This is a genomic window from Aureisphaera galaxeae, from assembly GCF_028561275.1.
Taxonomy (GTDB): domain Bacteria; phylum Bacteroidota; class Bacteroidia; order Flavobacteriales; family Flavobacteriaceae; genus Aureisphaera; species Aureisphaera galaxeae.
Genome location: NZ_JAQQTF010000017.1, coordinates 24941 through 48877 on the forward strand (window position 1 = coordinate 24941; position 23937 = coordinate 48877).

The window sequence follows — 23937 nt, forward strand, 5'->3', positions numbered from 1 at the left end:
AAAGTAAAAATAACAATTTTAATAGAATGAGCTACGAAGGTGTCCTAACGAAAATGCAGACCGAAAATGGCAGCCCCATACAGTATTATTTGGTGTTCGATAATGATTTCATGAATATGAATCAGTTACTCGGTAAAAAGATTACCATGGCCTTCGTGGGCTTCGAATGCCTAAATTGCCGATTGAACAAGAAGATCTTCCGCCAAGGTTTCTGTTACGATTGTTTTTACGAAATTCCACAGGCCGCCGACTGGATCATGCGACCAGAACTGAGCAAGGCCCATTTGGGGCAGGAAGATCGCGATTTGGAATATGAGAAACAGGTGCAGCTCCAGCCGCATATAGTATACTTAGCCAATAGTAGCAATGTAAAAGTAGGAGTCACTAGAAAGAGTCAGGTGCCTACCCGATGGATCGATCAAGGGGCACACGAAGCCATAGAAATTGCCGAAGTACCCAATCGATATTTAGCGGGTATTACCGAAGTCGCCCTAAAGGACCATGTAAGCGATAAGACCAATTGGCGTAAAATGCTGAAGAACGAGATCGAAGATATAGATTTGGTGGAATGGCGCTCTAAGTTGAAAGATTTCATTCCGGAAGAGGTGACGGACTATTTCCTAGAACAAAACGGGGAAACCCATCTCGAATTTCCGGTCAATGGCTATCCTGAAAAACCCAAAAGCCTCAATCTTGATAAAACACCGGAATACACAGGCGTATTGAAAGGAATAAAAGGACAATACCTCATTTTTGAAGACGATACTGTTTTCAACGTACGTGCCAACGAAGGTTACAAGGTCGCCTTCACTGTAAATGCCTAATTACTGAAGATAATAGCGCACCATTTGCGCAAAGGAGATGAGAATAAGGCTAATGCCTATAATTCGGTAGAACTTGGTTTTGTCTCCTTTCTTCTTGTTTTTGAATTTATCACTCAATTTTCCATAGAAGAACAGGGTCAATACTTTACCCATAAAGACACCCGTAAAGAACAATAGTAGCATATTGGTAGGGCTCATGTCCGAAATTTCCAAAAAATGGCTTTTAGCTATCGATATGGCAAGAATCCAGTATAATAAAACAGGCGGATTAATGAAAGAAAGGAAAAATCCGATTAAGAATCGGGAATAGGTAATTTCCTTATTTGGATTTGCTTTAATGGAAACCTTTAGCTTTTTAGGTGTTAAGAAGTACAGTCCTATAATAAACAACAGGACCATGAACGTAATCTGCACCCATTGGTTCATTTCAAAAAAATCACTGAATACCATGCTATAGTTCAGGGCAAAGAAGGCCAGGGCAACTTCGCCCACCCCCGCACCATAGGCTACCTTCATGCCATGGGATAATGAATGTTTGGAAGTGGCACTTACCACGGCCAAATTGGAAGCTCCCAAAGGAATGGCTCCCAAAATGGAAAGCAATGTGCCAATAAGAAAGAATCCCAAAATCATGACACATTAGTGCCTCTGGGCTTGGAAAGCTTACGTCTGGGGGCGACAAAAAAATGTTAATTTGTCTAATTGCCTGATTTCGTGCTGTCTTTTTTCTTTTTCTTCTTGCCAAAGATACCGCCGAAAATATCCTTTACGACTTCAGTGGCCTGTTCTTCAGTAGTTTTTTCGGTAGAATTTGCCTTGGCGTCTCCTTCCTTTTTGGTTCCGCCACCCAAGATGTCCTTAAGAATATCTGTTCCTTTATTGGTAAGTTCTTGTTTTTGCTTTTCAATAAGTTGTTGGGTCAATGTGCTCACTGCTCCCTTTGTGTCCACATTCACGGCGGGACTTGTAAAGGTGCCACCAATGCCAATAGGCAATGATACAGTAGTCTTATCGGCTTCGGCCGGATCCAGTTTTTTGAGGAGGTTGTTTACTTCTCCACCTAAGTATTTGGCAGGAACGTCCATAGTGACCTGGTAATTCATGCTCTTATCCAAACCATGGCTTCCCCCTGCGGTTACATTAATATCTTCAATCTTGAAGTCAAAAGGTTGTACCACTATTTTTCCATCGCTAAAATCCAAGGCGGTACTCACATTTTGCAAACTCAATTTATCGAGATTGAGAAAGGAAACCTGCTCTCCCAATTTAGAAAGCAAGGGTGTTTTATTGGCATCCACCTGTGCTGTGATCACTTGGGCAAGGGCGCTTCCAGCGATTGTTTTAAGGTCTGGAGTAAGATCATCATTCAACTTTCCTTGCAGGTTAAGGGTTGTATTCAAGTTGCCATCCAACGCTTGGGCAATAGGGGCGATGTACTTTAACATGGCTAGTTGCCCAAAGGATTGATCGATGTCTATTTTCTGAAGGTCCAGATTCATGCTAAAAGTGGGCGTGGTTTGTTTTGTATTTACGTCTCCCGAAAGTGCAACATTTCCACCCAATATATTAGAGCTTACATTTTTTAGGAAAGCGGTTTCATCACTTATGGTTACCGTGCCCTTGGTGTTTTGTAATTCCAAATTGTCGTACTTCACCTTTTTTGCATCAAAATTGAGTGTAGCATCCAAGAAATCGGGGATTTTAATAGCTTCTCCTTCTGCGGTGGCGGTAGTAGCACTTTCAGTAGTGCCATCGCCAGTAGCAGGAACTTCTTCCGATTCTGTTCCCATAAAGTCACTTACGTTGAAGGTGTTGGATTGCACATTAAAGTTCCCTTTCAAATCCTGTTTGGCCATAATCCAAGGAATCAGGTTTTGAATGCTTCCTGTAGCGGCGATATCGGTTTCTCCTGTTTTCGCATCAAATTTGTTCAGGGTGATATTTCCCGGAGTCATGGCTACATCGGCTTCATCTATTACTATTTTATCGGAAAAATAAGGATCTTGATAAGTAAAGTCGCTCAAGGAAGCGGTACCATTGGTACTGATATTCTGATATTGTTCGGTTTCTAAAGAACGCATGTCGAAGCGGGTAGAAACATCGGCTTTAAATATACCCGTTAGGTCCTGCTCCAATTCCAGAGGAAGTACCTGTTCTATGTTGGCCAGATTAAGGGTTCCCTTTAATGCCAATTGCACAAGGGCATTTTCGGTAAGGTTACGAATGCTTCCATTGGCTCTGAATAATTCTTCATCGATTTTGAAGGTAAGGTTGCCTATGGTTAGGTAGGTGTCTTGTACCAATCCAGTATCGTTTTTCAATTGAGCGTCTATAGAGATATTACGAACCGCCTTGGGTAAGTCTGGATATTTGAACGAAGCGTTATCACTTTTCACCGTAATGTCCAAAGTGGGAATACGGGTGTCGTTCGCTACTCCTTTCACCATTCCGTCTACACTGAAATTTCCTGTGGTAGAAACCCCATCCAGGTTTTGAACGTATTTCTTGGGAATCACGGCCAAGAAATTCTTGAAATCGGAAGAAGGGGTGGTAAACGTTAAGTCGATATCGCTCCCATCCTCTAAGATTTGAACAAAACCATCAAAAGTGAGGGGAAGTTCATTGATTTTTGCTTCGTTTTCCAGAAAGCTGTATTTCTGATTTTCGAGATCCAATTGAAAAGTAGCGTCTAAGGTTAGTGAATGCCCACCTAAGTATTGGGTATCCCCTTGGGCAAAGCTTGCTTTGGTCTGAGTAGTAGTGACGAGTTGCGAAGTAGCTGCCGAGAGGTCGCCATTCCCTTCATGCGTAAATTCTTCCAAGGTTAAAAAGGTACCTCCTTTGTGGTCATGGTAGTTGATGCGTGAATTATTGATTTCGTAATGATTCAAGTCAAAGGAAAAGCCTCCGGAAGAAGTGTCTTCGGTACTTTCGTTGGGTTCTGTTTCCGATTTTTTGGCAATATCATAGCTTGCATTACCAAGGGAGTCTACCTGAATATTAATCAGAGCCTCATCCAGTTCCAATCCGTTTATTTGTATAGGGTCTTCGGAGCTTTTAAAGAGTTGGGTAATGCCCATATCCAAAGCAAGGCGTTTACCGCTGGCTAGCGTATCTCCTTCAAAAGGGGCAGCATTCACCACACTGAAGTTCTCTACCACTACCGCAGCATTGGGAAAGTTTTTAAAAAGGCTTAGGTCTAGTGATTCCCATTCCACTTGTGCGGTCAGGTTTTCGTTGAGGTTCTTTTTCAGAAGTTTTTCAATAGAACCTTTAAAAAGAAATGGGGCTACTAGCAGGAATACAAGGATGAGTCCGAGGACGATTCCGATGATTTTGGCAATTTTTTTCATTTTTATGGTTTAAGTAGGTGTTGTTATCTCAATTTCGTTTAGGTCTAATGTGTCCAGATCAAACTCTTCGGCTCCTTTCAATCCTAGCTTGCTTCGCAAAGCATACACGGCGGCATATAGGAATGGGGTGTCCACTGCAGCAACCAATACTTTGAATAGGAATCCGCCCAATAATAGTCCTCCAAACAATTCCCAATCAATTTTCCCAAAACTGCATAGCAAGAAAAGTACAGTAAAGGTATCCACAAATTGGGACAGGAATGTTGAGAAATTGTTACGAAGCCATAAATGCCTTCCTTTGGTTAAACGTTTCCAGAAGTGAAATATTTGTATGTCAATGTATTGTGCTAACAAATAGGCCATCATGGAGGCAAAAACTGCAACCACCGTAGCACCAAAAACCTTGGTAAAAAGGATATTGTCTATCGGGCTCCATTCGGTAGCAGGCACGTAGTCGGCCACATATACAATCAATAACGAGAAGAAGGAAGCAAAAATTCCTGCGGTTACCACTTGGTTAGCTTTCTTCTTACCATAGACTTCACTAATTACATCGGTAATTAAGAAGGTAATGGGGTAGGGTAAGATGCCCACAGAGATTTCGAAGGTGTATAGGCCAAAGAAATCCCAGTAAAAAAACTTCTGAAAAATAAGATTGGAAACGACCAAGGAACAGATAAACAGCGCTGCCAGAATTAGATAGATACGTTGGGCCAATAACCGTTTTTTGAGTGTCTCTGTTGTCACAATTTTTTGGTATTATTACAAAGTTAATGTGACGGTTTACAGATAGCGTTAATTTCGTCACAAATGTTAAAATTAGCACTTTATCAAACCAACACAAAATACATACCTGTCGCTAGGGAGCAATATGGGGAACCGTTTCGAGCATTTACAGGCTGCTGTCAATGCCATCTTCGAAGAAATAGGCCCTATTATAAAGATATCATCCGTTTATGAAACGCCAGCCATCGGTTTTGAAGGGGGCGATTTCCTGAATTGCGTCCTATGGGTTAGAACCTCCCTTTCTCCAAAAAGATTGATGGCCACAGTCCTTGACATTGAGAAGGAAATGGGCCGTGAACGAAAGGCGGAAGAAGGATACGCTTCGCGACCCATCGATATCGATATCATTTCTTATGAGGAGGAGGTGAAGGATACCAAAAGCCTAACACTGCCGCATCCCCATTTACAGGATCGCAGGTTTGTGTTGCAGCCTTTGGCCGATGTAAACCCGCAATGGGAACATCCGGTAAACGGGATGAATGTAATTAAGTTATTGGCCAGCACCAAAGACGAAAGTGTACTTTCCAAACAATCCAAGTGGCTTCGCAATCCTAAAAAAGATTTTCCCATTCCCCAACTCAATTATTTGGCGATCGAAGGGAACATCGGTGCGGGAAAGACCAGTTTGGCGACTATGATTGCGGAGGATTTCAATGCGAAACTTATTCTAGAGCGATATAAGGACAATGCTTTTCTACCCAAATTTTATAAAGATCAGTCACGTTATGCCTTTCCTTTGGAGATGTCTTTTTTGGCCGATCGATATCAACAGTTGCTGGAAGACATCAAACAATTCGATTTGTTCAAGGATTCGGTAGTGGCCGATTATGATGCTTATAAGTCCTTGATTTTTGCCAAAGTCACTTTAGCCGAAGAGGAATATGCGCTTTATAAGAAGCTGTTCAATTTGATGCACAAGGAACTGCCCAATCCCGATTTGTATGTGTATTTGTATCAGAATACTGAGCGACTGCTGGAAAATATCAAAAAAAGGGGAAGGAGCTACGAAAAGGATATTCCGGCGAAGTATCTTCAGGAGCTCAATGAAGGATATTTCGAATTCATAAAAGGATTGCCTCCCGAGAAAGTTCGGGTGATCGATATTTCAGAAATGGACTTTGTGAAAAATAGGAAGGATTATCTCTCTATATTGAGGCAGATTGTTTCTTAAGGCTGAAGTTTCTGAAACAAATCCCAAACCACGACACCGCAACTCACACTAATGTTCAAGGAATGTTTGGTTCCGTATTGCGGAATCTCAATCACAGCATCACTTTGGGAAACCACCTCTTGTTGTACGCCTTTTACCTCATTGCCAAAAACCACGGCATAGGGAGTGTTTTTTTTAGCTTTAAAATGTGCTAAGGAAACAGCTTCCTCTGCCTGTTCTATGGAAGCTACAAATACGCCTTCTCGTTGCAGCTCTTCGATAAGCTCTAAGGTCGATTTTCGGTATTCCCAGACCACACTATCGGTAGCACCCAAGGCTGTTTTCTGAATGTCTTTGTGCGGGGGTTGAGCGGTGATGCCACAGAGATATATTTTCTGAATGAGAAAGGCATCGGCCGTACGAAACACCGAACCAATATTGTTCAAACTTCGAATATTGTCCAAAACAAGGATGAGCGGGGTTTTCTGTTGCTGTTGGAATTCTTCTACAGAAATCCGCCCCAATTCACTGTTCTTTATTTTCCGATGTCGCATGTCGCAAAAGTAAGGCTTAAAATAAAAATAGAAGCGCAGATAAGGAATGTCTATTTTGGTTATTAACCGATTTTCAATTTTGTTGATAATATTCAATAACTTGAAGGAAGAACGCCTGTGAAAAAAGGCGGCATTATTTATTTTTACTTTCCGAACTCAGAATATCGAAGATGGCGAAGAAGGTCACTCCATTAATGCAACAGTACAATACGATTAAGGCAAAGTATCCGGATGCCTTGTTGCTTTTTCGCGTGGGCGATTTTTATGAAACCTTTGGGGAAGATGCGGTGAAATCGGCCAAAATCCTAAACATTACACTAACGGCACGAAACAATGGAGGTGATCAGACCGAATTGGCGGGCTTTCCCCACCATTCTTTAAATACCTATTTGCCCAAATTGGTCATGGCGGGTTGCCGTGTGGCTATTTGCGATCAGCTGGAAGACCCAAAGCAGACCAAGAAGATTGTAAAACGTGGGGTTACCGAATTGGTAACACCGGGGGTAGCCATTAATGATGATATTTTACAAAGCAAATCCAATAACTTTTTGGCTGCCGTTCACGTGGGCAAAAAGTACTACGGGGTTGCCTTTTTAGATATTTCTACTGGGGAATTCCTCACGGCCGAAGGATCCTTGGAGTACATTGAAAAATTACTGCAAAACTTCAGCCCGAGTGAAGTGCTTTTCAACAAACAGAAACGCAAGTGGGTAGCCGAAACTTTTGGAGATCGGTATCATGTATTCCATTTGGAAGATTGGATCTATCAGACTGATTATGCCTTAGAGACACTTCAGAAACAATTCGACACCAGTGGATTGAAAGGCTTTGGGGTAGCCCATTTGGAAGAAGGAATCATCGCGGCAGGAGCTGCTTTGCATTACCTTTCAGAAACACAGCATAACCAACTGGAACATATCACCAGAATCGCTCCCATTGCAGAAGATGCTTATGTGTGGATGGACCGATTTACGATTCGGAATTTGGAATTGTATCAGCCTAACCAGCCAGGAGCTATTACGCTATTGGATGTCATCGATAAGACGATTTCACCCATGGGTGGACGTATGTTAAAGCGATGGATGGCCTTGCCTCTTAAGGATTCAGAAAAGATCGCGCAAAGGCATGAGGTGGTGAGCTATTTGTTGGATCATCCCGAAGTATTGGAAAAAGCCCAGCAATACATAAAGCGCATGGGCGATTTGGAGCGATTGGTCTCTAAAACGGCTACTGGTAAGATCAATCCAAGAGAAGTAGTGCACCTAAAGAATTCTTTAGAAGCTGTCGTGCCCATAAAGGCCTTGGCAGAACAGAGCAATAATGGATCTTTACAGGATATAGGAAAGCGCTTAAACGATTGCGAAGTCCTTCGCGACAAGATTAAGGAAACGCTTAACGAGGAAGCTCCGGTGGCCATTGGAAAAGGAAATGCCATTGCCGATGGGGTTTCTGCCGAACTGGATGAGCTTAGAGCCATTGCAACAGGTGGAAAGGACTATTTGGATGCCATGTTGCAACGGGAAAGCGAACGCACGGGAATAACTTCCTTGAAAATAGCTTCCAATAATGTGTTTGGGTACTATATCGAAGTTCGGAATACCCATAAAGACAAGGTGCCCGAGGAGTGGATTAGGAAGCAAACCTTGGTGAGTGCCGAGCGTTATATAACCGAAGAGCTGAAAGAATACGAAGCCAAGATTCTTGGAGCTGAGGAAAAGATATTGTCCTTGGAGCAGCAACTGTTTCAAGAGCTATTGCAGCATTTGCTTCAATTCATAGGGCAAATTCAGCAAACGGCTACTCTCATCGCCCAAATAGATTGCTTGGCTTCATTTGCACATCAAGCAAAAACCCATAGGTATTCCCGTCCCTTATTGGACGATAGTTTCGATTTGGATATCAAGGAAGGAAGGCATCCAGTCATTGAACAACAGCTTCCTCCAGATTCGCCGTTTATTGCCAATGATGTGTTTTTGGATCGCGATAATCAGCAAATCATTATGATCACTGGGCCCAATATGAGTGGTAAGAGCGCGATTTTACGTCAGACTGCACTTATCGTATTATTAGCCCAAATGGGAAGTTTTGTGCCAGCAAGCGCCGTAAGAATGGGCTGCGTGGACAAGATATTTACAAGGGTAGGAGCGAGCGACAATATTTCCATGGGCGAATCCACGTTTATGGTAGAAATGAACGAAACGGCCAGTATTCTTAATAATATCTCTGAAAGGAGTTTGGTGTTATTGGATGAAATTGGAAGAGGAACGAGTACCTACGATGGTATTTCCATTGCCTGGGCCATTAGTGAATACCTGCACGAACATCCTTCGCATGCCAAGACCTTATTTGCTACCCATTATCACGAACTGAATGAAATGACCGAGACCTTTGATCGTATTAAAAACTACAATGTTTCGGTAAAGGAAATGAAGGACAACGTATTGTTCCTTCGCAAACTGGTGCCTGGTGGTTCCCATCACAGTTTCGGTATTCACGTTGCTAAGATGGCGGGTATGCCCAAGGCTGTGTTACTGCGAGCCAACAAAGTGCTGAAACGACTGGAAAAGAGTCATTCTTCGGAAGAGTTGAGCGATAGGATGAAGGAAATCTCCCAAGAAGAAATGCAGTTGAGTTTCTTTAAGCTGGACGATCCTCTTTTGGAAGAGATTCGGGATGAGATTTTGGAGACCGATATCGATACGCTTACACCTGTGGAAGCATTGATGAAGCTTAATGAGATTAAGCGAATGTTGCAGCGCAGTGCTTCTGTGAAATTCAAAAAATAGCTTACTTCACTTTATTTGGGTTTGGTGTACCCAGATAGGCAGATTGTGTAATTTTTAACGGATTATTCCTTCAAATTGGTTAATTTAGAGAAAAAATATTTCGGAGATTTCCCTTTGAAGAAAAAGAAAAATTAGACCGAATGGTACCAGACGGTCCATTTGAAACAAGAAAAAATTGCTATTCTATGACCTAATCAACTAATTTGTTGTAAGGCGGGAAGCGTTTAGCTTTTAAAACCCTTTAGAGGATCAATTTTTGCCATTAAAAAATTTGCTGTGACTCCGTTAAAACCACTATTGTACTTTTCCCTTTTTAGGTATCCGCTTACCTTAGAAGAGATTTTCGCCTTTTCCGAATCGGATAGCAAGGAATCACTGCATCGGGAATTGAAAGACCTAGTCAAGGACAGTGTCGTGTACAATATCGATGGTTTTTATTCCTGTGAAAATGATGAATACCTTATAGAACGCAGATTGAAGGGAAATGAAGGGGCCAAGCAGATCTTCACCAAAACCGATAAGGTATCCCGATTCATTTCCAGATTTCCGTATGTAGAAGGCGTGGCTGTTTCAGGTTCCTTGTCCAAAGGATATTTCGATGAAGAGGGCGATATCGATTTCTTTATCATAACAACACCCAAGCGCCTTTGGATTGCCAGAACCCTGCTCATTTTATACAAGAAGTTGTTTCTACTCAATTCTCGGAAATACTTCTGCGTGAACTATTTTATCAGCGCCGATTCTTTAGAAATTCAAGAAAAAAATAGGTTCACTGCTACCGAGTTGGTGACTATGATCCCTATGTATGGCAATGGAAGTTTTGGAGAGCTCTACGAAAAGAACAAATGGGCGTATCAAATACTTCCCAATAAGGAATTTGCAGAAGGCATGCTAGGGCTAAAACCAGTTGAAAAGCCTAGATTGACCCGCGGATTGGAGAAATTGTTGAACACCCGATTGGGAGATGCGGTCGATAACTTTTTCCTTCGCATTACCCATAAAAAATGGAGGGCGAAATTCAATAACATGGATCGGAAAAGTTTCGATGTGGCTATGAAGTCCACCAAAGAAGTGTCGAAGCACCATCCACAGAACTTTCAAAAGAAAGTGATCGATCGTCTCAACGAAAAGTATCAGGAATACCAAGAGAAATACAATATTCACCTACCCAAAGAACATGCTTGATATTCTATTTTCGCATTCGTATTACTATCCATTGGATAAAAAGCAATGGGCCAATAAGACACCTTATCCGCCTTTGGGAACGATCTATGCGGCTTCTTTAATGCGACAAGAGGGCTATTCAGTTTCGCTTTTCGACACCAATCTCAGGAGCGATCCCTATGCCATCGAAGAAGAAATAAAGGAAAAACAACCCCGTTTTCTGGTCATTTACGACGACGGGTTCAATTACCTTACAAAGATGTGCCTCACCACTATGCGGGAGGCGGCTTTCGAAATGATTGGATTGGGAAAAAAATACGATTGTACCGTGATTGTATGCAGCTCGGACAGTACAGATCATTATGAAAAGTATCTGGAAGCAGGAGCGGACTATATCATACAAGGAGAGGGTGAGATTACCTTGAAGGAATTGATAGCAGCCTTAGAGAATGAGGAAGCCGTACAACTTATTTCTGGACTTGTTTTCAAAGAAGGCGATGAGGTAAAGAAGAATACCAAGCGCCCTGTACTTAGGGATTTGGACGAACTCCCGATGCCCGCCTGGGATTTGGTCGATATGGATGCGTATAAGGAAGTTTGGAGCCAAGGAAATGGACGATTTACGCTCAATATCGCTACGACCCGCGGCTGTCCCTACAAATGCAATTGGTGTGCCAAGCCTATTTACGGCAATCGCTACAATTCGCATTCGCCCGAATACATCGTACGTCATCTTTCCTTTTTGAAGGAAACCTATGGGGTGGAGCGTTTTTGGATGTGCGATGATATTTTTGGATTGAAACCCAATTGGGTGCAGGAATTCAATAAAGAACTGCAAAAGGCAACACTTTCCATTTCCTATTACATTCAGAGTCGGGTAGATCTTTTATTGAAGGACGATACCATCGATGCCCTTGCAGCTTCTGGATTGGAAGAAGTTTGGGTGGGAGCAGAAAGCGGTTCCCAGAAGATATTGGATGCTATGGACAAGGGAACTACCGTAGAGCAGATATACACCGCTACCGAATTATTGAAGAAGAAAAACGTCCGCGTTGCCTTTTTCATTCAGTTTGGCTATTTGGAAGAAACCAAAGAAGATATTGCGAAGACCATTCGCATGATCAAGGAATTGTTGCCGGATAATCTGGGGATTTCGGTCTCCTATCCACTTCCCGGAACCAAATTCTATGAAAAGGTAAGGGACGATTTAAAGTTGAAGGCCAATTGGACGGATTCGGATGATTTGGCCATGATGTTCCAAGGGACTTTCAATTCCAAATACTACAAGAAATTGCATCGCTATGTGCATAAAGAGTACCGTAAGAGCCAGGCCATAGCCAATTTTAAACGTTTTTTCAGTAATCCGCTTTCACTTTCGGGAGGAGGGCTACGATCCATGGCCCTGTATTTTTACTACCTTCCCAGTTCCATGTTGGACCGGGTTTTCCTGAAAAAAGTACAACACACGAATGCCTGACCATTTCGATACATCGGCTAAGACCTATGATGCCGTTTTTACATTTTCCGAAATAGGAAAGGCGCAGCGGCATCGCGTATACCAATTTCTATCCCGAAATATTCTTCCTGTTTCAGAAAAACTGAATATTTTGGAAATTAATTGTGGTACGGGGGAAGATGCCTTGTATCTCGCTAACAAAGGACATCGGGTTCTGGCGACCGATATTTCCGAAGCCATGATTGCAGCAGCCCATGAAAAAAGGGCCTCGGACAATGTCCAATTCCTAAAACAAGATATTACTGCAATTAGAAAAGATACCTTTAGCGAAAAGTTCGATTTGATATTCTCCAATTTTGGAGGGCTCAATTGTCTTTCACCAGAACAGCTTCGCAAATTTATGGAGATAGCGCCATCCCTATTGCAACCACAGGGAAAAATGGTGTGGGTCATTATGCCAAGGCATACATTATGGGAGCGGGTGTATTTTATGTTGAAAGGGAAATTGAAAAGAGCTTTTCAGCGAAAGAACAAAGGTCCTGTTTCTGTGAATGTAGAAGGAGTAACGGTGCCGACTTGGTATTACAATCCGCAGGAAATCGTACATTTAGCTAAAGATGGTTTTGTGGCGACAGCGATAAAGCCCATTGGCATTTGTATTCCACCATCGTATTTGGAGTCTTTTTTCGCTTCGAGAAAGAAGTTATTAGGGATTTTCCGCCGTATGGAATCGTGGTTTAATTATGGTTTTTGGGCGAAATATGCCGACCATTATATCATCGAACTTCAGTTAAAATGAGTATTGTACTAACACATGGATATTTCCTGTATGAGGATGAGAAAGAGCTTAAAATAATGAAGCCCTATCCTCCTTTGGGATTATTGTATGTGTCAGGTTATTTGAATGAACAAGGAATCGATAATTATATTTTCGACACAACTTTTTCGACCAAGGAAGCCCAACTACAACTCATAGCCGATAAAAAGCCCGATGTGGTTGCGATTTATACCAACCTCATGACCAAGGTGGAGGTGATCAAGCTCATGAAGACATTAAGAACGGATGCCAAATATGGAGTCCCTAAGATTGTGTTGGGCGGACCTGATATTACCTACAACCTGGAAAATTATCTCAAAGCTGGAGCGCATTATCTTATCATTGGAGAAGGGGAAGAAACCATGGCCGAATTGTATCGCGCAATTACCGAAAAATTGGATATTTCGGAGATTCCCGGCATTGCTTATTTGGAAAATGAAACCGTTATAAAGACTGCTCCAAGAACCAAAATGAAAGATCTAACCAAGCTTCCGCTACCCAATAGGGAAGGGATTGCCATGCACAAATACCTCAATGCTTGGAAAGATAACCATGGTAAAAGTGCCATGACCATAAGTACCCAGCGTGGGTGTCCCTATACCTGTAAATGGTGCAGTACGGCGGTATATGGACAAAGTTATCGTCGTAGGCCAGCACATTTGGTGGTAGAAGAAATGGCCATGCTTCGGGAAACCTATCATCCGGATACGCTTTGGTTTGTAGACGATGTATTTACGGTAAGTCATAAGTGGTTACGAAGTTTTCATGAAGAAGTTTTAAAGCAGGATGTTGTGATCCCTTTCGAATGTATTACAAGGGCAGAACGGTTGAATGATGAGATGCTGAAACTCCTTAAGGAAGCCGGTTGTTTTAGAATATGGATAGGTGCCGAAAGCGGTTCGCAAAAGATCATCGATGCCATGGATCGCAGGGTTGAGGTAGAAACGGTACAGGAAGCCATAAATAGTGCCAATGATCTCGGGATAGAAACGGGAACCTTTATCATGCTGGGGTATCCTGGTGAGGATAGGAGTGATATTTCTAAAACCATAGAACATCTTAAGAAGTCCAACCCAACGCACTATACGATCACGGTGGCCTATCCCATTAAAGGAACCGCTTTGTACGACGAAATTGAGCAGGAAATCACAGCGCAACCGGATTGGGAGACTTCTACGGACAGGCAAATCGATTTTAAGAGAAGATATCGCAGGAAGTTCTACGATTATGCAGTTCGAAAAGTGGTAAATGAAGTGAACTACCATAAAGAATGGATCAAGGGGGAAAACCGAAGTCTTAGAAAGGTTTTTGTGTTGAAAGCAAAATCCATTTTGGCCAGTGGACTCATGCTGGTTTCGCGTTAGTAAATAAATGAATGGCCCAACCTAACAAAATAACCAAAAGACTTACTACCATTTCCTTGTACGGAATGAGTAGATTGTTGGCAGTTGCTTCGGTATTGCTCATTTCGTTGGTCATTGTCACCTTTCATTCCACCGAATTGTGGGGTGAATACGCCGAAATCTTGATATGGAGCAACGTTGTTTTACTCTTTCTGGGTTTTGGAAGTCACGATTATCTGCTTCGATCCTTTAGTCGATCCCCTTCGACCATTGACCAACAATGGACCGTCAATTTTACAACACGAAGTTTGTTGTTTATTCCTGCGGCTGTGGTGGTTTTCTTAGCTCCTGTATTTCAAGGTTACGAATGGTTGATACTAGGGCTGATTCTATTTCAATTCATCAATACCGCCTTCAGGGTGTTGCTATTATATCATCGGGATTTTGCCTTCAATATAAAAGTGGAGTTGCTATACAATGTCGCTGTAATCACTGCACTATGGGTAATGATGGATACCTTGGACCTCGGATTACTCATATTGATTATTAGCTTGGGGCAGTTATTGAAAGCCCTGTGCTACGGCGTGTTTTATCTGAAAGGATTCAAAAACGTGAAATGGGGTATCGCATGGAATGACCTCGCTAGGTCCACTCCTTTTTTTATTCCTTTGGCGGTGGGAACCGTTCGCATGAAGGTGGATATTTACTATGGCACCTATTTTTTCAGTGTAAACGACTTGAGCAAGTATCAGATTTTCCTGAGCTTTTTAATGTTGGCACAAATGGCGGGACCTTTTATCTTAAATCCTTATTTGAAGAACTTTTACCGGTCTGGGACAATGGTCAATAAATTACAGAAACTGTTCTTTTGGTATGGATGGCCGTTTGCCATCCTTATGAGTGTTGCCATGTTTGTGGCACTCACCTATGTGTATCAATTGGATTTTACGATGCTGCAGTATCTTTTGGCCTTCGTGTTCATTGCACCGCTAATGTTTCATACGACTTTGGTCAGCGAATATTATAAGGAGAATAAGCAAAAACAAATTGCGGTTTTTTCTTCAGTTTTAGTGGTACTTCAGATCGTATTGGGGTATTTCCTAATCAGTGCTTCTGGAATTGACGGAGCCCTTATTTTAAAGGTGCTGGGGCAATGGGCCATTGTTATCGTGCTTTGGTGGTGGTTGCGAAGGAAAAATAGAAGAACAATACCTGTGGAAGTTTAGCATGGAAAAGAAGAATATTATTATCGTGGGATATCCCAAAAGTGGTACTACTTGGTTAAGCCGTTTGGTGGCCGAATTGGTGTCCTGTCCTTTGGTTGGCGATTGGGGATATGATCATCTAAACCCTCCTTTTCAGGAAGGCCTGGATCGGGATTCCGAATTCCAATGTTTTAAATCCCATCACCACCAGAAACATATTTCCGAAGCTTCCAACCTAAAAACCCATACACTCATATATATTGTTCGAGATCCAAGGGATGTAGTAATCTCGGGGATGCATTATTTCCATTTCCTTCCTCCCTTATTGAAAAAGATAGAACCATTACGATCTTCGGTAGCCATAAGTAGATTCATCACAGGTATTACCTCCCAACAACAGAAAAAGAAACAGATGATACAGGCGGTGCTGTATGGGAATAAGGCATTGAACAGATGGTTTTCGGCGTCATGGTTCGATCATTATTCAGGTTATTTGAAAGAGGGTGTGCTATTCATTAAATACGAAGATTTAATCGATAACCCTGATTCAGAATGTGCTAGGATATTGGATCATTTAGGATACCAAGTCGATGCCGCTCATATTTCGGAAAGTATCAGAAAACAGTCCTTTGAGGTGAAAAGCAAAGCAGTGCCCCATAATTCTAAAGGTAATTATAACCATCTCCTAAGGGTTGGATCGTATGGGTATTGGAAGGACGAATTCACACCAGAAGAAAAGTCCCAATTTGTCGAAGCTTTCAAAAAAATGGAAACCCCCTATGCGTTTTAGAGCCCTTTTGTTTCAGATACATTGGAGGTTGAGAGAATTGACCGAACGGATCAACTTACTATTCAGCAAGGATATTATTTTGGTGTATACCATGGGAAAAGTAGGTTCAACGAGCATCTATTACTCCTTGAAAAGAAAATTTAAGGGGAGGGTCCTCTTTACGCATAGAATGATTGAAAAGAACATTGAGGCTTACAACAAGGCTTTCATTAAAAATAATATAAAGCCACATCGAAGTAAAGTGGGGGAGTTAGTATTAAAAAAGATGGCTTCCAAAAACATAAAGATCATTTCCTTGGTAAGGGAACCCATTGGAAGAAATATTTCCGATTTTTTTCAGGACCTGCCGGTGTACTTGAAAAATCATCGAATGATCGATGGTATGGAGCCTTCGGACATCCATTCACAGTTCCTACAAAACTATCCGCATAAAATTCCATTGCGTTGGTTCGATGAGGAATTTAAGGAGACTACAGGGATCGATGTGTTCAATACCCCTTTCAATAAGGAGGAAAAATATATCGTTTTGAAAGAAGGAAATGTAGAGGCCCTGGTTTTGAGGGTGGACTTAGACGATGAAAAGAAAGAGAAAATCATAGGAGAGTTTTTGGAAATTGACCATTTCCATTTGGAACGCCGCAATACAGCTTCTAGCAAACCCTATTCGCAAGCATATAACTCTTTCAAAGAGTATTGTAAATTTAATGATGACTACGTGACTAATATGTTGAAATCCAAGTATTGTACACACTTCTATTCGGAATTGGAAATCAGCGAATTGACAACGCAATATGAAAACAAAAATTAATAAATAGATATTTAGATTCCTGCCGAATAATGTTTCGTAAATTCGTTTAAACTGATTGCATGAACAACAAGATCCTCATATTCAACCCCAGAAGTGCCAACGGAAAGCATAGGATCCCCAATTCTATCCTTCAAGTGGGTGCTTCCATCTATGGGAAATACGATTTTGTGTTTGTAGACGGCAATCTGGAAAACGATCCTTGGCAGACCATTCAGGCCTATTTCGATACGGGTGCCTTTAAGTATTTCTGTAGTACGGTAATGCCGGGTCCTCAGTTGAGACAAGCCATTCCCTTCACTAAAAAAATAAAAGAAAAATATCCCGGAAGTGTCACCATTTGGGGTGGGTATTTTGCTTCAAATCAGTATAAGGTTTCCATACAAGCACCCTTTGTGGATTATATTGTGAATGGTCCGGGTGATGTTGCTTTTCCTGCTTTGCTGGATGCTTTGGAAGAAGGTCGAACTCAAGACATAAAGACCATTAAGAATCTAGTGTATTTAGGAGAAGATGGAACGCCTGTGCTCACCCCAAAGGAAAAGCTTTTGGATCAGGATACCTTGCCTCCTTTGCCATATGAATTCCTGAATTCCTTTTATAACCTGAAAAATTATCTAGGAAAGACCTTTTTGGGCGAGCGTACCTTTTCCTACCATTCCAGTTTGGGATGTCCCTTTACGTGTTCCTTTTGTGCTGTGGTCCCCATTTACGAAGGTAGATGGAAGGCGAAAACGGCCGAAACAGTATATCAAGATGTAACGTATTTTAAGGAACAATACGATATTGATGCGATAGAATTTAACGACAACAATTTTTTCACTTCGAGAAAACGGGTGGTCGAGTTTTCTAAGCTCGTCATGAATGATGGCATTACATGGTGGGGCGAAGGCCGCATCGATACCATTAACAAATACAGTGATGAGGATCTGAAACTGATGCGAAAGGCGGGATGTAAAATGATCTTCCTGGGAGCCGAAACGGGGAACGATGAGATCTTAAAACAAATGAACAAAGGCGGTACACAGACAGGCCAAGTGATAAAGGACTTTGCACGACGACTGCGCCCCATTGGGATTATTCCTGAATTCTCCTTTGTATTGGGAATGCCGGCTGAAACCCCAGAAAAAGTGATGTCGCAGATCAATGCCGATATTGCCTTCATCAAAGAGATAAAGGAGATCAATCCAGATGCCGAGATCATCATTTATCTCTACAGTCCGGTGGCTACCGAAGGGTCCGAGTTGTACGATCAGATTCGGGAAGCGGGGTTCAGTTTTCCAGAGAAATTGGAAGATTGGTTGTCGCCCTCTTGGGAAAAGTTCGATCTACGCAAAAATCCACTAACGCCTTGGTTAACCCCGCCTATGGTCGATAAAATCCAGAACTTCGAAACGGTACTGAATGGGTATTACCCGACGGTTTCCGATTTTAGGATCAAAGGGGCCAAAAAGAAACTATTGCGGGCTATTTCCTCGGTGCGCTACAAGAATAACCTCTATAAATTTCCCTATGAAATTAAGGTGCTGCACAAATTGTGGAAGTACCGACAACCTGAAATACAGGGATTCTATTCTGAATAATGGCTAAGGCACGTGCATTATGGAAGCGATTGGCAGCCCCTTTGTTGAAGAGGTGGCTCACCTACCATTACAGAAAACCCAGACCCTTTCGGTACGATGGCATTGAGGTGGTCGTGCACCCAGAAGTATTTCCGCCCCAACTTACGCTAAGCACCAAAATTCTGTTAGAATTTTTATCGGATAAGGAGCTACAGGGAAAGACGTTTTTGGAATTGGGTTGTGGCAGTGGCATCATCTCGTTGTTCGCCAGTAAGAGAGGCGCCGAAGTCACAGCATCCGATATTAATGAAACTGCGTTGGCATATCTAAAGGAAGCATCTAGAAAAAATGAATTGGAGGTAGAGTGTGTGCATTCCGATCTTTTTCAACATTTACAAGGGCGTCAATTCGATTATATAATGATCAATCCGCCCTATTATCCGAAAGAGCCCAAATCCATGAAGGAAAAAGCGTGGTATTGTGGTGAGGAATTCGAATATTTCGAGGCACTTTTCCAGCAGCTTCCGGCTTATCTTACCCCTTTGAATAGAGCGTTTATGATCCTTTCCGAGGACTGCGAAGAAGAGAAGATCATTTCCATTGCCCGGAAACATGGGATTATGCTGGAGCCCCATAAGAGCGTCCGGAAAATGGGCGAGCGGAATACCATTTATCAGCTTTTGTTTTAAGTTATTTCTTGTTCAGTTGTTTGATGAAAAAGGAAGGGTGGATGCCATACGTTTTATAGAATGCCCTAGAAAATGATTCCGCATTGTTATACCCGCAGTCCAATGCAATGGCCTTAATGGTATAATTTCGGGCTTTTTCATCTTCCCGAAGCCATTTTGCTGCATGTTCAATTCGAAGATCGTTGAGGTAACGTGCGAAATTCTTGTTTTTCTCGGAGTTGATCACTTTGGATAAGTAACTGGCGTTGGTGCCCAATCGTTTTGCCAGGTTTTGCATGTTAATGGAACTGTTTAAGTAGCCTTTCTTCTTTTCGAAAGCATCCAGTTTTTTTAAGATCTGTTCCGATAGAGCTTCAGAAACCTTGGACTTATTGTTTACAGACCTTGGTATTGGAAGCTGTTCGGGAGTATCGCTTACAATATCCTTGAATCGTTTTCTTTGAATCCGTTGCTTCCGAAAATAATAGAATCCGAGAAAGCCGATGATGAGCAGTAGAGTCAGCAACCAAGCGGTGCCGCCTTCCCACAATGCAGCGATTAAGGAATCATACGATTGTCCCAAATAATATGACGGGTACTCGACCTGGGCTTGGAGGGCACTACCCATAAGGCACACGAATACCAAGAACGGAATATAGAGGAGTTTATTCATTCTTTAGTAATTAACTATCGTGGGGTCGGGAGGGAGAACCAAAGATAGGAAATAGCGTTAGGTTTAAGGTGAGGGAGACCTATTATTTCTTATATATACTCAAATGTAAGCATAAAAGTTGCAATTACGGGTGAAATGAGGCGTAAATGAGTAATTTTATTGTGAAGATTCTCTCAGTAGATGGAAATAATTTTGCTTGAAAATACTTTGCATTTCTGGTAAAAGTTTTAAATTTGCCTCCCGCTTCTTTAAAGAAGTAAGTTCTTATCTTATTTGCGAAAATAGCTCAGTTGGTAGAGCGCCACCTTGCCAAGGTGGAGGTCGCGGGTTCGAATCCCGTTTTTCGCTCTACAGTCCGATGCTGAAGTGGTGGAATTGGTAGACACGTTGGACTTAAAATCCAATGGGCATTATGCCCGTGCGGGTTCAAGTCCCGCCTTCAGTACAAATAAGAAAAAGTCGAATCGAGAGATTCGACTTTTTTGTTTCCCGAAACCCTGCGAACTTGTTCGCCAAGGGTGTAGGGGAACAAAAAAGTGCCCGCGCGCAGCGGGGGTGAGACTTTTATTTTCAGCCTGTTGAAGCTGGGACTCACCGCAGGTAATTCCCATTTATTTGCGGGAGTACTAAGTGATTATCCCGATGAGAAGCGATAAAGCTATTCAATGAGTTCTAGGATACATGGTCTTGCCTCCAAACTAAAACGGCAACCAGCGAACCGAAAACCATTGAAATTAGATGGGCCAATTTTGGCTGATTCATTTCTAGGCACATTGTGGTTATGTCTTTGCCTATATCGAATATCTCAATGAGTAATGCGATAAATACCACTAATGTCGTACCAAGTATTTCATGCACCAATTTCTTACCCTTTCTTGTAATGAATAGATTAGTTGCCAATATACCCCATAGATAAGTGAGGACGAACAAGCCATTATCTGTGGCTCTCTTTATAACATTACTAATCGTATCCTGGTCGGTAACGGCAAGGTAAATATCGAAGGCCACCAAAAAAATAAATAGTCCAATTAAAATTGCTTGTACGCGACGTACAAACTTAGGATGATTCTTCAGGTATGTATTCATCTGCCGTATCATATCGATCATCATTTAAAATGGAAAGGTTATTTTGTCTAAGTGAGCTTGTGACCAAAAGAAATGTCCATATGCCACTCCAGATATAAGGAGCAAAATTTGGTAACGGCGCTTGAGTACAAAGTTTTCATCTTGCTTTTTACCTATTAATATTAAAATGATGCATAGGATGACTAGAATAATGGGTGGTAGATACCAGTTGTCTCCAAATACGGGATTCTTGGTTCCCAAGAAGAAGTGTCCACCAAGTACACCCCACGCGAAGGAGATAAAAAAGTATCGACTGTATGACCATATCTTTATAATGTGGTTAATGGTATCGTCTTTTATTTTGTTGAAATACAGAATAACATTAAAACCAACTAGAAAGAAGATACTAGCAGCAACTACAATTTGAACTATTTTTTCAATACCCATAGATGTAAACGATGAATACACAAAGAGAATTTCTAAAGGTAAATGTAGCGAAGGATTGCAGGAGACACAATACGTGTAATTACTTAATTTTTAATTGCTTATGAATTTGGGTTGGATTGTGAAGTTCGGGGTGCCCGATTAGGAGAAAGACGACGAGCTAGAATAGCACACTTCGAACTACAACTTATCGCTAAAAATATTTTTGAGTTCTTCATCTGCTTCTTCTTTAAGCAGGTCACTAACTTCTGATTTCTTGTGAAGCCTAAGCGAAATGTAGATCATGAGGAATATGATGGGGAGTACTACAGGTAGTGAATACCAAAAGTCGAATTCGTCAATATACTTGGTGCTTCTATTCAGGACATCTACTAGTTGAAACAAAAACATGGTAAAAGGAACTAAAATGGCAAAACGCCACCAATTCCGTGATGTGAAATACCAAATTCCAGTGATAATGATGAAAGTAATCTTGGTAGAAAGTGTATGGGCGAAGACTTTTACAGAACTAAAATTTCCCGCTTTAATAGTGCCGAAAATAGTATCCCATTCGTCAGCACCAGATGGAGCGTACTTATAGACATAAAATAAGAAGGGTGTTAAAATCAAAATAACCGATATTAACACCCCTAAATAAAATACGCGTTTCTTGTCTCTAGCCAAGATCTCCTTCTTCAATTTCGCTTTTGTCGATTTGTTGTTCGTCACTCGTTAAGGATTCAGGTGTACAGCTAACGGTTAATACTAGGCCTGCAATAGCTAAAATAAATAATAATTTTTTCATGGGGATGAAGATTTAATTGTTAAACACCCCGCAAAGCTATGTTGAACTTTGTAAAATTCTAATAGCCAGAAAATTATATTTTAGCAGTAATTTTGTAAGTTATTTTCGTTCAAAGGTAAAAGAAATGCGACGAACGACCCAATTTCCTACGGGAAAATACAATGCAAAGAATAATGACATACCCAATGCGAAGACGTGTTCACCGAACCATTTGTCCAGTATATTATTTGGATAAATGTAGGAAGTGCCTAGGGCATATCCCCCAAATTCCAAGACCCCCATAGCAACCAAACCATAGGCGTATTGTGTAAAGAACGAATAGTCCTTGAGAAGGATAGAAATTGGGACCATATAGAGCACATAAACGGTAATAACTTGCCACCAAAAGGTGAACCTAGCGATGGCTAGTTCTTGGCCTACCCAATTCATGCCTAAACCCCAGAAAAAATAGAGCAATACGTAGATAATCCACTGTTTTCGAGGGGTGGCTTGGAGTTTTTCCAAGAAAGAATGCAGCATTTGGGCCATTTTAGAAGTAAGATACACCAATTTTTGAAATAGAAAACAACGACCATTCCGTATTTCATGTACGGTAAAACCGCATACGAAACCTTAAAAGAAATCGTAATTTGCTAGTTATTAAACACATCGAACAAACCAATGACCTCTACCCAAGGTCGAAACCCTGCCGATATGGAATATCCCTACATCATCATCGACAACGATCCCCAAGCCATTGAAGCCATACATTTGTCCATGGAACAACAACACAGTTTTGCCTGTGTGGGTGTTACCAGCGACGAGGAAACAGGTATGGACCTCATTTTAGAACGCCGACCCAGCATTGTTTTCCTGAATATTGAATTACCCGGAAAACGATCCAACAAGATATTGTTCAACCTTATGAACGAGGCCAGGAATTACTTGGATACCCTGCCCGAGTTCGTAGTGTTGGCCAACACACCGGAATACGCCATAGACGGTATCCGGAACAACATTTTAGACTACATTTTGAAGCCCTTGGACCTACGAATCCTTCGTAGATGCCTATTGCGTTTTCAGAAACGAGCAGCAGACCAATTGGTAAACACGCTCTGTTTCAAATCGTATGGGGATTACAAGTTCATTCCGGCCCAAGATGTCCTCTATTTGAAAGCTGATAACAACACCACAGACATTGTCCTGTCCGGAGAAAAAGTAGTCCGGGCATTTAAGACACTGAAGGCATTTCAGGATGCTTTGCCTTCTAATTTTATGCGCATCCACAATAGCTATATTGTGAACATAGACCACATTTCCCGTATCCATTTCGGAAAGTCCAAATGTACCCTTAAAAACACTATGGATTGGGTGCCTTTTTCCAAATCATATCGAGGAAATGTGGAAATTATTCGGGATTCGCTCTCGAATAGGAGTTTAATGATCGTTTAAGCGAGTTTTTCTATTACATCCATCCACTCGTATATGTAGTACGATTGCCATTGTCTGAATGGCATTCACAAGTTCGCATTATATATGTATACTAACTTTCTTAAAACCATCTTAATTTAGCATCATAATCAGGCCCGATTACGATCAAAATAAGCTTTTTTGATGTAATGTTTTTGCTCGAAACCTAGACTTCCAAGGGATTTGTAAAGGTTGGTTTCGCGAGGACATTATAGAAATCCCAAAATCTATAGTCAAACTTAAGCACCCCGAACAGGGT

Annotated in this window: 22 protein-coding genes and 2 tRNA genes; 15 read left to right on the top strand and 9 right to left on the bottom strand. The window is 41.6% G+C overall.

The genetic code is table 11. The features are described from left to right. Positions 1-26: 26 nt before the first annotated feature. Positions 27-824: a DUF2797 domain-containing protein gene (locus tag POV27_RS16975; RefSeq protein WP_272863984.1), complete on the top strand. Its 798-nt coding sequence runs from the start codon at positions 27-29 to the stop codon at positions 822-824. Here the strand turns inward: POV27_RS16975 and POV27_RS16980 are convergent, their stop codons facing one another. The 3 genes from POV27_RS16980 to POV27_RS16990 form a co-directional block, all read right to left on the bottom strand. Continuing rightward, positions 825-1451 (bottom strand): LysE family transporter, encoded by a 627-nt coding sequence (locus POV27_RS16980; RefSeq protein ID WP_272863985.1) that lies wholly within the window; start codon positions 1449-1451, stop codon positions 825-827. It lies immediately after the preceding gene. Between the two features lie 71 nt (positions 1452-1522). Then, positions 1523-4177, bottom strand: coding sequence for an AsmA-like C-terminal region-containing protein (locus POV27_RS16985; protein ID WP_272863986.1), 2655 nt, complete (start codon positions 4175-4177; stop codon positions 1523-1525). 9 nt (positions 4178-4186) lie between these two features. Then, the gene (locus POV27_RS16990) at positions 4187-4924 is read right to left on the bottom strand and encodes a queuosine precursor transporter (protein WP_272863987.1); all 738 of its coding nucleotides are present in this window, start codon (positions 4922-4924) and stop codon (positions 4187-4189) included. A gap of 124 nt (positions 4925-5048) precedes the next feature. Here POV27_RS16990 and folK point away from each other — a divergent pair, with 124 nt between their 5' ends. Next, positions 5049-6134: a 2-amino-4-hydroxy-6-hydroxymethyldihydropteridine diphosphokinase gene (gene folK / locus POV27_RS16995; RefSeq protein WP_419179956.1), complete on the top strand. Its 1086-nt coding sequence runs from the start codon at positions 5049-5051 to the stop codon at positions 6132-6134. Here the strand turns inward: folK and POV27_RS17000 are convergent. Next, positions 6131-6667: an RNA methyltransferase gene (locus tag POV27_RS17000; protein WP_272863988.1), complete on the bottom strand. Its 537-nt coding sequence runs from the start codon at positions 6665-6667 to the stop codon at positions 6131-6133. The two genes, folK and POV27_RS17000, sit on opposite strands and share 4 nt — an antisense overlap. Before the next feature lie 170 nt (positions 6668-6837). Here POV27_RS17000 and mutS point away from each other — a divergent pair, with 170 nt between their 5' ends. From mutS to POV27_RS17050, 10 genes are all read left to right on the top strand, one after another. Beyond that, complete coding sequence (gene mutS / locus POV27_RS17005) at positions 6838-9453, top strand: DNA mismatch repair protein MutS (protein WP_272863989.1); 2616 nt, start codon at positions 6838-6840, stop codon at positions 9451-9453. 276 nt (positions 9454-9729) lie between these two features. Beyond that, entirely contained in the window at positions 9730-10638 is a 909-nt protein-coding gene (locus POV27_RS17010; RefSeq protein WP_272863990.1) for a nucleotidyltransferase domain-containing protein, read from the top strand. Continuing rightward, positions 10631-12094: a B12-binding domain-containing radical SAM protein gene (locus tag POV27_RS17015; protein WP_272863991.1), complete on the top strand. Its 1464-nt coding sequence runs from the start codon at positions 10631-10633 to the stop codon at positions 12092-12094. Before POV27_RS17010 ends, POV27_RS17015 begins: the two co-directional genes overlap by 8 nt. Next, on the top strand, positions 12087-12872 hold the full coding sequence (locus POV27_RS17020) for a class I SAM-dependent methyltransferase (protein ID WP_272863992.1): 786 nt from the start codon (positions 12087-12089) through the stop codon (positions 12870-12872). Before POV27_RS17015 ends, POV27_RS17020 begins: the two co-directional genes overlap by 8 nt. After that, on the top strand, positions 12869-14254 hold the full coding sequence (locus POV27_RS17025; protein WP_272863993.1) for a B12-binding domain-containing radical SAM protein: 1386 nt from the start codon (positions 12869-12871) through the stop codon (positions 14252-14254). Before POV27_RS17020 ends, POV27_RS17025 begins: the two co-directional genes overlap by 4 nt. 11 nt (positions 14255-14265) lie before the next feature. Next, on the top strand, positions 14266-15459 hold the full coding sequence (locus tag POV27_RS17030; RefSeq protein WP_272863994.1) for a lipopolysaccharide biosynthesis protein: 1194 nt from the start codon (positions 14266-14268) through the stop codon (positions 15457-15459). A gap of 1 nt (position 15460) precedes the next feature. Continuing rightward, positions 15461-16228, top strand: a complete 768-nt coding sequence (locus POV27_RS17035) for a sulfotransferase domain-containing protein (protein WP_272863995.1) — start codon at positions 15461-15463, stop codon at positions 16226-16228. Beyond that, positions 16218-17036, top strand: coding sequence for a putative capsular polysaccharide synthesis family protein (locus POV27_RS17040; RefSeq protein WP_272863996.1), 819 nt, complete (start codon positions 16218-16220; stop codon positions 17034-17036). Before POV27_RS17035 ends, POV27_RS17040 begins: the two co-directional genes overlap by 11 nt. Positions 17037-17095: 59 nt before the next feature. Then, entirely contained in the window at positions 17096-18616 is a 1521-nt protein-coding gene (locus tag POV27_RS17045; RefSeq protein WP_272863997.1) for a B12-binding domain-containing radical SAM protein, read from the top strand. Further along, positions 18616-19284, top strand: a complete 669-nt coding sequence (locus POV27_RS17050; RefSeq protein ID WP_272863998.1) for a methyltransferase — start codon at positions 18616-18618, stop codon at positions 19282-19284. Before POV27_RS17045 ends, POV27_RS17050 begins: the two co-directional genes overlap by 1 nt. Position 19285: 1 nt before the next feature. Here the strand turns inward: POV27_RS17050 and POV27_RS17055 are convergent, their stop codons facing one another. Beyond that, positions 19286-19936 carry a helix-turn-helix domain-containing protein gene (locus POV27_RS17055; RefSeq protein WP_272863999.1) on the bottom strand — a complete coding sequence of 217 codons (651 nt, stop codon included), beginning with the start codon at positions 19934-19936 and terminating at the stop codon, positions 19286-19288. 275 nt (positions 19937-20211) lie between these two features. On the opposite strand from POV27_RS17055, the gene POV27_RS17060 reads away from it, so the two are divergent. Both POV27_RS17060 and POV27_RS17065 read left to right on the top strand, forming a co-directional pair. Then, positions 20212-20284, top strand: a tRNA-Gly gene (locus POV27_RS17060). Between the two features lie 12 nt (positions 20285-20296). Further along, positions 20297-20381, top strand: a tRNA-Leu gene (locus tag POV27_RS17065). Between the two features lie 227 nt (positions 20382-20608). Here POV27_RS17065 and POV27_RS17070 read toward each other — a convergent pair. The 4 genes from POV27_RS17070 to POV27_RS17085 form a co-directional block, all read right to left on the bottom strand. Then, positions 20609-21046 (bottom strand): hypothetical protein, encoded by a 438-nt coding sequence (locus POV27_RS17070; RefSeq protein WP_272864000.1) that lies wholly within the window; start codon positions 21044-21046, stop codon positions 20609-20611. A 579-nt stretch (positions 21047-21625) separates the two neighbouring features. Beyond that, positions 21626-22054: a hypothetical protein gene (locus POV27_RS17075; protein WP_272864001.1), complete on the bottom strand. Its 429-nt coding sequence runs from the start codon at positions 22052-22054 to the stop codon at positions 21626-21628. A 46-nt stretch (positions 22055-22100) separates the two neighbouring features. Next, positions 22101-22229: a hypothetical protein gene (locus POV27_RS17080; protein WP_272864002.1), complete on the bottom strand. Its 129-nt coding sequence runs from the start codon at positions 22227-22229 to the stop codon at positions 22101-22103. 99 nt (positions 22230-22328) lie between these two features. After that, positions 22329-22748, bottom strand: a complete 420-nt coding sequence (locus POV27_RS17085) for a hypothetical protein (RefSeq protein WP_272864003.1) — start codon at positions 22746-22748, stop codon at positions 22329-22331. A 174-nt stretch (positions 22749-22922) separates the two neighbouring features. Here POV27_RS17085 and POV27_RS17090 point away from each other — a divergent pair, with 174 nt between their 5' ends. Further along, positions 22923-23660, top strand: coding sequence for a LytR/AlgR family response regulator transcription factor (locus POV27_RS17090; protein WP_272864004.1), 738 nt, complete (start codon positions 22923-22925; stop codon positions 23658-23660). The last annotated feature ends 277 nt before the right edge of the window (positions 23661-23937 follow it).